11 protein-coding genes are annotated in these 13,722 nt (G+C 64.3%); 7 read left to right on the forward strand and 4 right to left on the reverse strand.

Features of this window, described 5'->3' with window-relative positions:
• Positions 1 to 6 precede the first annotated feature (6 nt).
• Positions 7 to 1,872: an adenine deaminase gene (locus tag K3F49_RS04530; RefSeq protein ID WP_234679693.1), complete on the reverse strand. Its 1,866-nt coding sequence runs from the start codon at positions 1,870 to 1,872 to the stop codon at positions 7 to 9.
• A gap of 8 nt (positions 1,873 to 1,880) precedes the next feature.
• Positions 1,881 to 2,549, reverse strand: coding sequence for a TetR/AcrR family transcriptional regulator (locus K3F49_RS04535; RefSeq protein WP_234679694.1), 669 nt, complete (start codon positions 2,547 to 2,549; stop codon positions 1,881 to 1,883).
• Positions 2,550 to 2,781: 232 nt separating this feature from the next.
• Here K3F49_RS04535 and K3F49_RS04540 point away from each other — a divergent pair, with 232 nt between their 5' ends.
• On the forward strand, positions 2,782 to 3,795 hold the full coding sequence (locus K3F49_RS04540; protein ID WP_234679695.1) for a formamidase: 1,014 nt from the start codon (positions 2,782 to 2,784) through the stop codon (positions 3,793 to 3,795).
• An 85-nt stretch (positions 3,796 to 3,880) separates the two neighbouring features.
• The gene (locus tag K3F49_RS04545) at positions 3,881 to 5,200 is read left to right on the forward strand and encodes a dicarboxylate/amino acid:cation symporter (protein ID WP_234679696.1); all 1,320 of its coding nucleotides are present in this window, start codon (positions 3,881 to 3,883) and stop codon (positions 5,198 to 5,200) included.
• A gap of 8 nt (positions 5,201 to 5,208) precedes the next feature.
• Here the strand turns inward: K3F49_RS04545 and K3F49_RS04550 are convergent, their stop codons facing one another.
• Positions 5,209 to 6,582, reverse strand: a complete 1,374-nt coding sequence (locus K3F49_RS04550) for a hypothetical protein (protein ID WP_234679697.1) — start codon at positions 6,580 to 6,582, stop codon at positions 5,209 to 5,211.
• A 99-nt stretch (positions 6,583 to 6,681) separates the two neighbouring features.
• The gene (locus tag K3F49_RS04555; protein WP_234680572.1) at positions 6,682 to 7,941 is read right to left on the reverse strand and encodes an allantoate amidohydrolase; all 1,260 of its coding nucleotides are present in this window, start codon (positions 7,939 to 7,941) and stop codon (positions 6,682 to 6,684) included.
• Positions 7,942 to 8,346: 405 nt separating this feature from the next.
• Here K3F49_RS04555 and K3F49_RS04560 point away from each other — a divergent pair, with 405 nt between their 5' ends.
• From K3F49_RS04560 to K3F49_RS04580, 5 genes are read left to right on the forward strand one after another with little or no spacing between them, the layout of a single operon-like run.
• The gene (locus K3F49_RS04560) at positions 8,347 to 9,459 is read left to right on the forward strand and encodes a BMP family ABC transporter substrate-binding protein (RefSeq protein ID WP_234679698.1); all 1,113 of its coding nucleotides are present in this window, start codon (positions 8,347 to 8,349) and stop codon (positions 9,457 to 9,459) included.
• The gene (locus tag K3F49_RS04565) at positions 9,456 to 10,568 is read left to right on the forward strand and encodes an ABC transporter permease (protein ID WP_234679699.1); all 1,113 of its coding nucleotides are present in this window, start codon (positions 9,456 to 9,458) and stop codon (positions 10,566 to 10,568) included. Before K3F49_RS04560 ends, K3F49_RS04565 begins: the two co-directional genes overlap by 4 nt.
• 1 nt (position 10,569) lies before the next feature.
• On the forward strand, positions 10,570 to 11,496 hold the full coding sequence (locus K3F49_RS04570) for an ABC transporter permease (protein ID WP_234679700.1): 927 nt from the start codon (positions 10,570 to 10,572) through the stop codon (positions 11,494 to 11,496).
• An 11-nt stretch (positions 11,497 to 11,507) separates the two neighbouring features.
• Positions 11,508 to 12,191: a biuret amidohydrolase gene (biuH, locus tag K3F49_RS04575; RefSeq protein WP_234679701.1), complete on the forward strand. Its 684-nt coding sequence runs from the start codon at positions 11,508 to 11,510 to the stop codon at positions 12,189 to 12,191.
• On the forward strand, positions 12,188 to 13,720 hold the full coding sequence (locus K3F49_RS04580; RefSeq protein ID WP_234679702.1) for an ABC transporter ATP-binding protein: 1,533 nt from the start codon (positions 12,188 to 12,190) through the stop codon (positions 13,718 to 13,720). The genes biuH and K3F49_RS04580 overlap by 4 nt, the downstream gene beginning before the upstream one ends.
• Positions 13,721 to 13,722 lie beyond the last annotated feature (2 nt).

The following is a 13,722-nucleotide window of genomic DNA, read 5'->3' on the forward strand; positions in this document are numbered from 1 at the left end:
CTCCCCCTACCAGACCACCGGATGCGCTTCGCCGGTCTGCACGTTGATGAATCCAAGCGGCGCTTGCTCGCACGGTGCCACCAGCACCCAGCTCCAGGGCGCACAGGTCAGCGTCGCAAACATGAGCCTCTCCGGGAATCCCGGATACCAGCGTGGCCGGAACGTCGGCTCGTACATCCAGTCGACCTTGCGACCTTCCGCATAAAGCGCCTGCATCTCGGCATCGAGGGCTTGCGCCGAACGACAGCTCATCAGCCCGCCGACCTCGAAACGTACGGTGGCAACGAGCTCGCCCTCGCGCACCAGCGCCCAGCCGCCCTGAAGCTCGATCAACGCGTTGACCGCCTTTGCCATCGCCGCGTCGGACGAGCCGACCACCCAGATGTTGTGCTTGTCGTGCGCCACCGAGCAGGCAACTGCCGTCTCCGGCGTGCGCGGGCCACAGCCGCGCCAAAACATCTTTGCGACACGCCCATCGCCGGAAAAGCGATCGACGATGGCGAATTTGGTGATGGCCTCGCTCTCGTCGCGCTGCACGGCACCGTCGCGCACCGGCAGCTCGAGGGTGTAGAATTCGGGATGCCAATGGAACGGACGGATCACCGCCGCCTTCATCGTGGTGCGGCCGGGCGCGGCCGACAGTTCGAAATCCTGAGGCTTGATCGAGCGCTGGATGTTGACCGTCTTGGTTGCCCAATCCGGCCACTGGATTTCAGGCACCTGACCAAGATAGCGCTTGCCTTCGGAGACCTGTGTGCCATCGGCCCACACTTCGGCAATCGTAAGCTTGGCGACGTCCGAGAGCAGCACGACATCGCCGAAACGCCCTGGAGCCAGACTCCCGACGAACGGCGTGATGCGCATGTGCCGCGCCGGGTTGATGGTGAGACACTGGATTGCGATTTCAGGCGCAAGACCGGCCTCGATCGCGACCCGCGCATTATGATCACTCGCGCCAAGCTCGAGCGTGTGGCTGGCACTGCGGTCATCGGTCGTGAAGGCGATCTGCGACCAGTCCTGCAGACCCTTCGCGAGCAGCCATTTCACGATCTCATCCATCGCGTAGACACGCAACTCGACGAACAGGCCGCGGGTGAGCTTGTCCCAGGTCTCCTCCGGCGTCTGCACTTCATGATCGGAGGCGAGCCCCGCCGCGGCAAACGCGTTGATGGAGGGCAGATCCCGCAGGCCGGAGGCGTGGCCTTCGACGACGCCGCGCGCTGCGAACGTCGCCTCGATCATGCCCCAGAGCCGCTTGTAGGAGGGATTGTCGGGATTCCACACCGCCGGCCAATCCATGACTTCGTCGAGACCGGTGACCATCAGGCTTTCGCCCATGAAGCGCGCCTGCTCGTCGTGGCCATACCAGCCGCCGCCCCATTCGTAGGCGGTCGGCGGCACCGCCGATCCCGGCTGCGGAAATATCTTGAGCGGCGAACCGCGGCGGCGTGCCTCGAACCAGAATTCGAGATTGCGCGCGCCGTTGACGTTGGAGAACTCGTGGCTCGCCTCGCAGGTCCAGGTATTGCCATGCGGCAGCACCAGCGCCGCCTCCCATTCCGGCGTCAGATGCGAGCTCTCGATGTGCTTGTGCACCTCGCCGAAGCCGGGGACGGCCGCAAGATCCGGCCGATGCACCCGCTCGCGGACCTCGCCGGGATAGCTACCGGCCGGCCCGACCCAGGCGATGCGTCGTCCTTTGAAGACGATCTCCTGGTCCTCGCTCCAGGTGCGGCTGTGCACATCGAGCAACCGGCCGACCCGCAACGAGCGATCCGCCGGGCGCCGTCCGAGCGCCGTCAGCACCAGGTCCTGCCGGATGCGGACTTCGTCGGGCGCGTTGATCAGGAGGTCGTCGGGGATCGCATTCATGGCTTGCCTCACTCTACGCCGGTGCTTTCGCGCGCAGTGGTTCGCTTCTGCGGCGATTTGCCAGCCTTGCCGCTACGCGCCGCAGCGGCGTCGCGCTGACGGACATCATTCAAAAGGGTCGTGAGCGCCCACTCGACCGTGTCGGCGATCTCGGCGCTGGACATGCCAAAGTCCTCACGCATCGCATTCCAGGCCAGCACGTTGTTGAGATAGGACGCGAGCGCCTCCGCCTGCCGGACCTGCTTTGCGGGGAGATGCCGCACCAGCGGCGCCATTGCCTTGCGATGCTGGTCAATCAGGTGCCGCCGGAAGCCGGCGCGCACCCGGCGGCCCGCTCGCGTCATCGCAATGGCACGCGCCAGATGCGGATGACGGTCGAACCGCTTGCACAGCTTGCGGAAAATATTCGGCAGCTCATCGGGCGACCTGAAGGGAATGTAGCCGAAGACGTTGTCCTCGATCCACTCGCCGGCCGCCGCAAACAGCTCAGCGCGGGTCTTGAAATGCCGATAGATGGTTCGCTCGGCCACCTTTGCGCGCTTGGCTACGGCGGCCATGGAAATGTCGTCGGCCGCCTCGTCCTCCAGCGTCTCGACAAAAGCCGCGACGATGCGCTGCCGCGTCATCTCGGCATATTCGTCGCGAAGGTTGGCGATATGTCGCTTTGCTGTACTCATGTCATAAGTCTGACATCCGGCAAATTGGAGGGTCAAGCCGAGAGTTGAGGCAGGCCGCGCCGCAACAATGGGCGTCCGTGTACTCTGGGGCCCGGCACCCAAGCGCGCACGACTGTTGCCTGCCGCCTGAAAAATGGACTTTTGCGCGTTGCCAAAATCGGGTTTGCTCCGCCGAGAACTGCGCGCAACGGCGTCGCGCGGACGGCAAGGGAGCCGACGGAGGGAGCTGATCATGAACGGGCTTGGCGGGCTGAACAAATCGCCTGAGGGCGTGGTCATCGGACTGGTTCAATTGCAGTTGCCGATCGTCGCGACCAAGGCCGATCTCGCCAGGCAGACCGAGCGTATCGTCTGGATGGTCGGCAAGGCGCGCCGCAATCTCTCCACCATGGACCTGGTGGTGTTCCCCGAATACTCGCTGCACGGCCTCTCGATGGACACCAATCCCGAGATCATGTGCCGGCTCGACGGGCCCGAGGTCGCGGCATTCAAGAAAGCCTGCATCGACAACAAGATCTGGGGCTGCTTCTCCATCATGGAGTTCAACCCGCACGGTAATCCCTACAACTCGGGCCTGATCATCGACGACCATGGAGAGATCAAGCTCTATTACCGCAAGCTTCACCCCTGGATTCCGGTCGAGCCGTGGGAGCCGGGCGACATCGGCATTCCCGTGATCGAGGGCCCGAACGGCGCGAAGATCGCGCTCATCATCTGCCATGACGGCATGTTCCCGGAGATGGCGAGGGAATGCGCCTACAAGGGCGCGGAGATCATGATCCGGACCGCCGGCTACACGGCGCCGATCCGTGACGCCTGGCGCTTCACCAACCAGGCCAATTCGTTCCAGAACCTGATGGTCACCGCGAATGTCTGCATGTGCGGCTCGGACGGCTCGTTCGATTCCATGGGCGAAGGCATGATCGTCAATTTCGACGGCAGCGTGCTGGCGCACGGCACTACCGGTCGCGCCGACGAGATCATCACCGCCGAGGTCCGGCCCGACCTCGTGCGCGAGGCCCGCATCAACTGGGGCGTCGAGAACAACATCTACCAGCTCTGGCACCGCGGCTACGTCGCGGTGAAGGGTGGCGCAATGGACTGCCCCTACACCTTCATGCAGGACATGGTCGCCGGCACCTACCGGCTGCCATGGGAAGACCAGATCAAGGTCACCGACGGCACCTCCTGCGGCTTCCCGGCACCAACACGGATGTTTGGGAGGACGGCAAAAGCAGCGGAATAGGCCGTTTTTGGCTCAAACCGCGACAATCTGGCACGGTAGTTGCTACTTTTGACGATCAAGGCGTCGTCAAAACGGGGGAGTTACCATGTCGACCATTGCCGCGGCCCCGGCCGCAGAGCGCAAGCCACTCTACGCCTCGCTGTTCGTCCAGGTCCTGGCGGCGCTGATCCTCGGCATCATCCTCGGCGTGGTCGCCCCGGACTTCGCCATCAGCCTCAAGATCCTCAGCGACGCCTTCCTGAAGCTGATCTCGATGATCGTGGCGCCGATCGTGTTCTGCGTCGTAGTGCACGGCATTGCCGGCGCCGGCGATCTCAAGAAGGTCGGACGCGTCGGCGTCAAGGCGCTGCTTTATTTCGAGACGATGACGACGGTGGCGCTCGTGGTCGGCCTCATCCTGGCTTACGCCTTCGGTCCTGGCCACGGCATGAACATCGATCCCTCGACGCTCGATGCCAAGGCGCTCAACACCTACGCCGACAACGCCCACAAGCTGCAGGGGGCCGGCATCGGCGCCTTCCTGCTCAACGTGATTCCGTCCACCTCCTTCGACGCGCTGTCGCGCAACGACGTGCTCCAGGTGCTGTTCTTCGCCGTGCTGTTCGGCGTCGGCCTCGCACTGGTCGGCGGCGAAAAAGGCGCGCTCGTCACCTCGATCATCGATGCGGCCTCCACCGTGCTGTTCCGTGTCATGGGACTTATTGTTCGGGTTGCTCCGCTCGGAGTACTCGGCGCGGTCGCCTACACCGTCGGCAAATATGGCGTCGGCTCGCTGAAGCAGCTCGTCTCGCTGGTCATGCTGTTCTATGTCTCCGTTGGCATCTTCGTGCTGGGCGTGCTCGGTAGCGTGATGGCGCTCGCTGGAATCAACATCCTCAAGTTCCTCTCCTACTTGCGCGAAGAGCTGACCATCGTGCTTGCGACCGCCTCGTCCGACGCGGTGCTTCCCCAGATCATGAAGAAGCTTGAGCGCATGGGTGTGAAGGATTCCGTCGTCGGACTGGTGATCCCGACCGGCTATTCCTTCAACCTCGACGCCTTCTCAATCTATCTGACGCTTGCCGTCGTCTTCATCGCTCAGGCCACCAACACGCCGCTGTCGTTCGGCGATCTCCTGCTGGTGCTGGGGGTCTCCCTGATCACGTCAAAGGGCGCGCACGGCGTACCGGGCTCGGCGATCGTGATCCTCGCCGCGACGCTGAACGCGGTGCCGAGCATTCCGGCGATCGGCCTCGTGCTGGTATTGTCGGTCGACTGGTTCATCGGCATGGCTCGCGCAGTCGGCAACCTCATCGGCAATTGCGTGGCGACAGTCGTCGTCGCCGCATGGGAAGGTGACCTCGACCGCGCCAAGGCGGCCAAGGTCCTCGAGGGCGGCGAGCTGGTGGATGTGACGGCGGGATAGCGCCGGGGTCAATCGTTCCACCGGAGGAGCGGCGTCCCATACGCCCTCCTCCAGACCGACAGGAAGCGCGGAAACCAGGAATGGGCCACCGCGCCTTTGTAGGCCCACGTGCGATATTTCAGGCCCTGCTCGGAGATCAGCTCCTGATAGCCGCCATGGACCTCGGTCGCGGTGCGAATGTCCTTCAATATTCCTTGCGCGCAGGCCCGGTAGGTATCGCTCCCCGCGGACTCGTCAAAGTCCAGCATGCGGTCCGCGAACTCGACGTTGAACGTCGGCCAGGACGAGCGCCCCTGATAGGCCGGCGCCGCGATCTTATGGATCATCTTGTTCCGCGGATTATCCGCCGACACCAGGAAGTGGAATGTGCTGGGGATGCGGAAGCGCGGCTCGGCAATGATCAAGTCCGTCGTGACCGCAAACAAGGCGCGCTCGCTCACATCGCTCATATCCCAGAAGCCGCGATGTACGCTGACGAAATCCAGCGCGACCAGGGACACCGGCGTGCCAGCCGGTCCATCCAGCGAGTGTCTGATATAGCCGTCCTTGCCAAACAGGCGGAGCAGGTCGCGCTTATACTGCCCGAGGTCGCGCCCAAGTAGCCGCTTCAGCTCGTTCTCGTCGACCACACCGAGCTGCACGCCCCACACGAAGGTTGTGTAGACGCAGGCATTGGTGACAAAACGCCGGCGCTCGGCGCGGGTGTCCGTTGCCGCAGAGCGAGGCCCGCCGGCATCGCACAGCAAATATCCGGCGCCGTCGGCCTCGAACGGCTCGAGCTCGCTTGCGAGTCTCAGGATTGCGCGCTTCAGATCGCCGCCATATTCGGCCAGCAACAAACGGCCGGCATGCGCGCATTGCGACATCGCCAGATGGGACGACGTACGCTCCTCGGCGGAGAGCATCTGCCGGAGGCCAGCGAGAATGCCGAGCAGCGTATCCGAAGGACGCGAGAAATAGTTCACGCCGAGATACCGGCCGCGCCCCGCAGGAACGATGGTCGTCGTGACGACATCGGCGCGAACCGCCTCCAGCAACAGGCGCACGCTCTTTTCGAGCAGGCGCGCCCGGCGCACGGCGTCCTGCGCATCCATAATGGTTTCGGGGTCGAGGACGTCGGGATAAAACCAGGCGAAGTCGCGCGGGTAATAGGCGGAGGCGTGCGGCGCGCCCGTGACGAGGAACGCCTCGGTCACCGAAAAGGCGCTGTCCATCGAATGCCGGTAAAGGTCCTCGATGGCCGACAGCGAATGATGCGACTGTCTCAGGAAACGATCACCGAGAAAATTGACCGCCTGAAGCGCATTCGCGACAAGGGTCGCGGCTGGGCCCTGGTAAAACCGGTTCTCTCGGTGCGTCGGAAGGGAAATATCGCTGTTCATCTGTATCGGTCGGCTGATGTCTGGTGATCCCGGTGCCGGGCAGTCGCTATTTTAGCCCTGCCAGATTCGTATCTCTAGCCGGTGACTTGCGGGACAGGCTTATCCCTCCCGCGGCCTGAAATTCTCGATCACCCGCAGCAGCACCCGCGCGCCGGCATCGGCGTCCGTGAGCTCCACATGCTCGTCCGGATGATGGCTGATGCCGCCGCGGCAGCGGACGAAGATCATGCCGACATCGGCAATATCGATCATCGCCATGCCGTCGTGCCCTGCTCCGCTCGGCAGCTCGAAGGCGGAAAAACCTTCGGAGGCGATTGCGTGCGCGATCTGATCCTTCAGCCAGGGCGCACAAGGTGCAGTGCGGTTCTCATGAGTGACGTCGAGCTGAAGCGCCAGTTGCCGGCGCTTTGCGATCGCTTCGATCTGGCGGACGACGTCGGCGACCGCGCGCTTGCGATGCATATCGGTCGGCGCGCGCATGTCGATGGTGAAGGATACTTCGCCCGGAATGACATTGGTCGCGCCCGGCCTCGCCTGGATATAGCCGACGGTGCCGACCAGGCCCCCCTCGTCGGTCCGGCAAAACTGCTCGATCGCGCCAATGCATTCGGCAGCACCGCTGAGCGCATCACGGCGCAGCGCCATCGGCACGGTGCCGGCGTGACCGGCCATGCCGGTGAGCCCCGCCGCCAGCCGCGTCGCGCCCGCAATCGCGGTGACGACACCGACGGGGAGATTATGCGCTTCGAGCACCGGCCCCTGCTCGATGTGCAATTCAAGATAGGCCAGTAATTCGCGCCGGGCCCGCGCAGCCGCACCGATATGATCGGGGTCCAGGCCAAATGTGACGAGCGCATCGCGCATCGACACGCCGTCGCGATCACGCGTGTTCAAAACGCTCTCGTCGAAAGTGCCCGCGACTGCGCGGCTGCCGAGCAGGGTCGAGGCAAAGCGCACGCCCTCCTCGTCGGCGAAGCCGACCACCTCGATCGCAAACGGCAGGCGCTTGCCGCGGCGGTTGAGCTCGGCGACGCAGGCAATCGCCGTGATCACGCCCAGCGGCCCATCCCATTTGCCGGCGTCACGCACCGTGTCGTAGTGCGAGCCGAGCATCAGGCAGGGTGCGCCCGGCCGCTCGCCTTCGTAACGGCCGCAGACATTGCCGATCGCATCGAGATGCGCGCTCATGCCGGCCTCGCGCATCCAGCCGAGGATGAGGTCCGACGCCGCCCGCAGCTCCTTCGTGAGATAGATACGGGTGAGCTTGCCGTCTTCTTCCGAGATCGCCGCGAGCTCGCTAATCCGACGCACGATCTCCTCGCCGAGCGATGCATGTTGAACGGCGGTCAGGGCAGCCATCTCGGTCAAGCTTTCCATCCTGGAGACCGCGCGGGCGGTCGCAATCCCAATCGATACAAGTTCGGTGCCAGCGAATTCAGGCGGCCGGCGCCACTTCGAGTCAGCGCGTGGTTAGCATGAATGCTGGTGGTCAGCCGACCGCCCCCGTCCCCTTCATGCACACGTGAGAGCCAGTTAAGACTGCTTAACTACATTGCATACAACGCGATAATATTGCTCATAATTTAATCTGCCGATTTTCTGATCAAGACTTCTTCGCCGGATATATCTGATATTTTCAATGCCTTATAAATGAATGCCTGCCGTACAGCCTCTGGCACGAAGCTTGCGACCTCCTATCCCGGGCTCCGCCAGACCGGCGCAGCCGCGAGATTAAGGCGGTCCAGCCGCCAAGGGGAGCAAGCAATGGATTTTGGCAGGATTTCACGACGTCATGTGTTGCAGGGCGGTGCCGCCCTCACCCTCGGCGCGGCGGCCGGCGTCCGCCCGGCCTTCGCAGCTGACACCACCATCGGCTTCATCTATGTCGGCTCGCGCGACGACTACGGCTACAACCAGGCACACGCGCAGGGCGCGGCGGCGCTGAAGAAGATTCCTGGACTGAAAATCGTCGAGGAAGAGAAGGTGCCGGAGACCGACGCGGTCGAGAAGACGATCGAGTCCATGATCAACCTCGACGGCGCCACCCTGCTCTTCCCGACCTCGTTCGGCTACTACAATCCGCACATGATCAAGATGGCCGCCAAGTACCCGAAGCTGCGCTTCGAGCACTGCGGTGGCCTCTGGTCGGACAAGGATCCGAAGAACGCCGGCAGCTACTTTGGTTATATCGACGAGGCGCAGTACATCTCGGGCATCGTCGCAGGCCTGACGTCGAAGAGCGGCAAGCTCGGCTTCGTCGCAGCCAAGCCAATTCCCCAAGTGCTGCGCAACATCAACGCCTTTGCGCTGGGCGCCAAATCCGTCAATCCGAAGGCCACCACGCAAGTGATCTTCACCGGTGACTGGTCGATGCCGGTCAAGGAGGCCGAGGCCACCAACAGCTTGATCGACCAGGGTGTGGACGTGCTGACCTGTCACGTCGACGGCCCCAAGACCATGGTCGAGAACGCCGCGCGCCGTGGTGCCTTCGTCTGCGGCTATCACACCAACCAGTCGGCGCTGGCGCCCAAGGCATATCTCACCGGCGCGGAGTGGAATTGGGAAGCGCTCTATCCGAAGTTCGTCAAGATGATCGCCGCCGGCGAAGGCATCCCGAATTTCTACCGCGGCGGTCTCAAGGAAGAGATCGTCAAGGTCTCGGCCTATGGCGAATCCGTCTCGGCCGAAGCGGGCAAGGCGGCAGACGAGGCCAAAGCCAAATTCCTGTCCGCGGACGGATTTGCCATCTTCAAGGGCGGCTTGGTCGACAACAAGGGCAAGACCGTCATCGCGGCCGGCACCGATCGCGGTCAGAAGGATCCCGAACTCGAGAAGATGGACTATCTCGTCGAGGGCGTGATCGGAGCGACTTCGTGACATCGGAAGCAGCGGATTCTGCCGAGGCGGTCGGGGCGGTTGCCCCGGCCGCCGACCCCGGCTTTCTCCAACGCCACGGCGGCACGATCGAATATGTCCTGATCCCGGGCGCGGCGCTCGCCGGCGCGCTCCTGGTCTTCGGCATCTTCGTCATGCTGTTCGGCAAGAACCCGCTGGACCTCTATTTCTACATGTACTACGGCGCCTTCGGCACCTGGTTCTCCTGGCAGAATACGCTGACGCGTGCCGCACCCCTCATCCTCACCGCACTTTGCACCGCACTGCCCGCGCAACTCGGCATGGTCGTCATCGGCGGCGAAGGCGCGCTGCTGATCGGTGCACTGTCGGCAACGAGCGCCGCACTGCTGCTTCAGGGCATGCCGCCGCTCGTCGTGCAGATTGCCATGGTCATCGCCGGCGTCATCGGCGGCGGATTGTGGATCATGCTGGCAGGCGCGCTTCGGCAGTATCGCGGCGTCAACGAGACGATCTCGAGCCTGTTGCTCGTCTACATCGCGCTCGCGATCCTCAATCATCTCGTCGAAGGCATGATGCGCGATCCGGCGAGCCTCAACAAGCCGTCGACCCGCGAGATCGGCGCCGCCAACATGATCGGCTCGATCCCCGGCACCGACGTGCATTGGGGCCTCGTCTTCGGCCTGATCGCCGCCATCGCCGCCTACATCCTGATCTATCACACCGTGTTCGGCTTCGCTGCGCGCGTCGCCGGCGGCAACATCCGCGCCGCGAAGATCGTCGGCCTCGGCGTCAGCAAACTCATTCTCACCATCTGCTTCCTCGCCGGCGGCGCCGCGGGTCTTGCGGGCATGGTCGAGGTTGCCGCCGTGCAGGGGCGCACCAACGCCAATCTCGCGGCCGGCTATGGCTTCACCGGCATCCTGGTTGCCTTCCTGGCGCGGCAAAATCCGCTTGCGATCATTCCTGTCGCGATCCTGCTCGGTGGCATCAGCGCCAGCGGCGGTCTGTTGCAACGCCGCCTCGGACTGCCTGACGCATCCGTGCTGGTGCTCCAGGGCATCATCTTCGTCTTCGTGCTCGCCAGCGATGCGCTTTACGGCCGCATCCGCTTTCTGAAGGGAAAACCCTGAGATGGCAGACGGATCGATCGGACTCTGGACCGTCCCGCTCGCCGTGCTCGGCGGCGCCATTCGCGTCTCCACGCCATTCCTGTTCGTGAGCCTCGGCGAATGCATCACCGAGCGCTCGGGGCGTATCAATCTCGGCCTGGAAGGCACGCTGGTGATGGGCGCGATGAGCGCCTACGGCATCTCCTATCTGACGGGATCGCCCTGGCTCGGCGTGTTCGCCGCCGGCATCACCGGCGCCCTGCTGGGCGCGCTACACGCCGGCATCTGCTCGCTGCCCCGTGTCAACGACGTCGCGGTCGGCATCGCCCTGATGCTGTTCGGCACCGGGCTTGCCTTCTACCTCGGCAAGCCGCTGATCGAGCCGACCGCGCCGCGGCTGCCCGCGATCGATTTCGGCTGGTGGAGCGACATCCCGCAGCTCCGCGCCGCGCTGCGCGTCAACGTGCTCTTCCTGATCGGCATCGCACTTGCACCGATCCTCTATTGGGCCTTCCGCACCACACGCTGGGGCTTGCTCATTCGCACCGCCGGCGAGAGCTCGGACGCCGCACGCGCGATGGGCCACTCCGTGCTCCTGATCCGCCTGCGCGCCACCATGGTCGGCGGCTTCCTTGCTGGCATCGGCGGCTCGTTCCTGTCGCTGTTCTATCCCGGAAGCTGGAACGAGGGCCTCTCCTCCGGCCAAGGAATCACGGCGGTGGCGCTCGTGATCTTCGCGCGCTGGGATCCTCTGCTCTGCCTGTGGGCCTCGCTCGCCTTCGGCGGCGCCGCGGCGCTCGGACCGGCGCTGCAATCCGTCGGCGTTACTTCCGGCTATCACCTCTTCAACGCCGCGCCCTACATCCTGACGCTGGCGATCATGATCATCACCTGCTCGCCGAAACGCACGTTGACCGGAGCCCCGGCCGAATTGTCGATCACCCGCTAGAGACCGAGATCATGCCCGAGCGCACTATCAAGTCCGAGCCCTACGCCTGGCCCTACAATGGCGACCTCCGCCCGCAAAACACCGCGCTCATCATCATCGACATGCAGACCGATTTCTGTGGGGTCGGCGGCTATGTCGACAAGATGGGCTACGACCTCTCGCTGACGCGAGCGCCGATCGAGCCGATCAAGAGACTGCTCGCCGCCATGCGAAGCCAAGGGTTTCACATCATCCATACCCGCGAAGGCCACCGCCCCGATCTCTCCGATCTTCCCGCCAACAAGCGCTGGCGCTCGCGCCAGATTGGCGCGGGCATCGGTGATCCCGGCCCGTGCGGCCGCATCCTGGTGCGCGGCGAGCCCGGCTGGGACATCATCGAGGAGCTGGCGCCGTTGCCAGGTGAACCGATTATCGACAAGCCCGGCAAGGGCTCGTTCTGCGCCACCGACCTCGAATTGATCCTGCGCGTGCGCGGGATCGAGAACATCGTCCTCACAGGCATCACCACCGACGTCTGCGTCCACACCACGATGCGCGAGGCCAACGACCGCGGTTTCGAATGCGTGCTGCTGCACGATTGCTGCGGAGCGACCGACAAGAGCAACCACGACCATGCGCTGAAGATGATCAAGATGCAGGGCGGCGTGTTCGGCGCCGTCTCGACGTCGGATGCCTTCATCGGAGCGATTTCGTGATCATCGGCGAACCGCCCCCGCCCTCCGGCGCCTTCGGCGTTGATGCCATCGCCATGACCATGCGCTTCGGCGATTTCCTGGCGCTGGACAATGTCGAGCTGAAGGTGCGGCCCGGCTCGTTCCATGCGTTGCTCGGCGAGAACGGCGCCGGCAAATCGACTCTCGTCAAATGCATCATGGGCTATTACCACGCGACCGAGGGCGACATCCTCGTCGGCGGCCGCGAGCAGGCGATCGCCAATCCGAAGGACGCGCATGCGCTCGGCCTCGGCATGGTCTACCAGCATTTTACGCTGGTGCCGGCCATGACAGTCGCCGAAAATCTCGTGCTGGCGCGCGACGACGTGCCGGCCGTGGTGAACTGGCCGAAGGAGATGAAGGAGCTCGACACGTTCCTCGCCCGCATGCCCTTCAAGGTGCCGCTCTCCGCAAAAGTCTCCGACATCTCGGCCGGCGAGCGGCAAAAATGCGAGATCCTGAAGCAGCTCTATCTGAAGCGTCGCTTCCTGATCCTTGATGAGCCGACCTCGGTGCTGACACCGGCCGAAGCCGACGAGGTGCTCGGCATGCTCCGCGACATGGTCGTCAAGGGCGAGCTGACCATCCTGATGATCACGCACAAGTTCCGCGAGGTCATGGCCTTCGCCGATGAGGTGACGATCCTGCGCCGTGGCAAGCTCGCCGGCGCCGGCAAGGTCGCCGAGCTGACACCGGACGCGATGGCGCGCACCATGATCGGCGCCGAGGAGTTGACCGTGCAGCCGCCGCGCACGGGCGAAGCCGGACAGGCGCGGTTGGAGCTCGCAAAGGTCCGCGCACTCGACGATGCTGGCTCCATCGCCGTGCATGACGTCTCCCTCACCGTGCGTGCCGGCGAGATCGTCGGCATCGCCGGCGTCTCCGGCAACGGCCAGCGCCAGCTGGTCGAAGTCCTGGCCGGCCAGCGCGAAGCGGAGGGCGGTGAAATCCGCGTCGCCGGCGATCCCTATCACGCCAGCCGCGAAGAGATGCGGCGCCACAAGATGTCGCTCCTGCCCGAGGAACCGCTGAAGAACGCCTGCGTCGGCGGCATGAGCGTCGCCGACAACATCGCCTTCCGCGAGTTCGATCGCGCCCCCTTCGCCGGTGGCGGCTGGTGGCTCAATCGCGGCGCCTTCCGCGACGACGCGAAGAAGAAGATCGGCCAGTACAGGATCAAGACCCGCACGCCGGATACCCCGATCTCGGCGCTATCTGGAGGCAATGTACAGCGCGCCGTGCTCGCCCGCGAGCTCGGCAGTGAGGTCGAGGTGCTGATAGCAGCCAACCCCTGCTTCGGCCTCGACTTCGCGGCCGTGGCGCAGATCCACGCCGAGATCATGGCCGCGCGCAATCGCGGCGCCGCGGTGCTGCTCGTCAGCGAGGATCTCGACGAATTGCTCGAACTGTCCGACAGGCTGGTGGTGATGTTCCACGGCGAATTCGTGTATGAAGCACGGACCAGCGAAGCCGATCTCACCGAGGTCGGCCGGCACATGGCGGGGCACTGACC

The organism is Bradyrhizobium monzae, assembly GCF_021458635.1.
Taxonomy (GTDB): Bacteria; Pseudomonadota; Alphaproteobacteria; order Rhizobiales; family Xanthobacteraceae; genus Bradyrhizobium.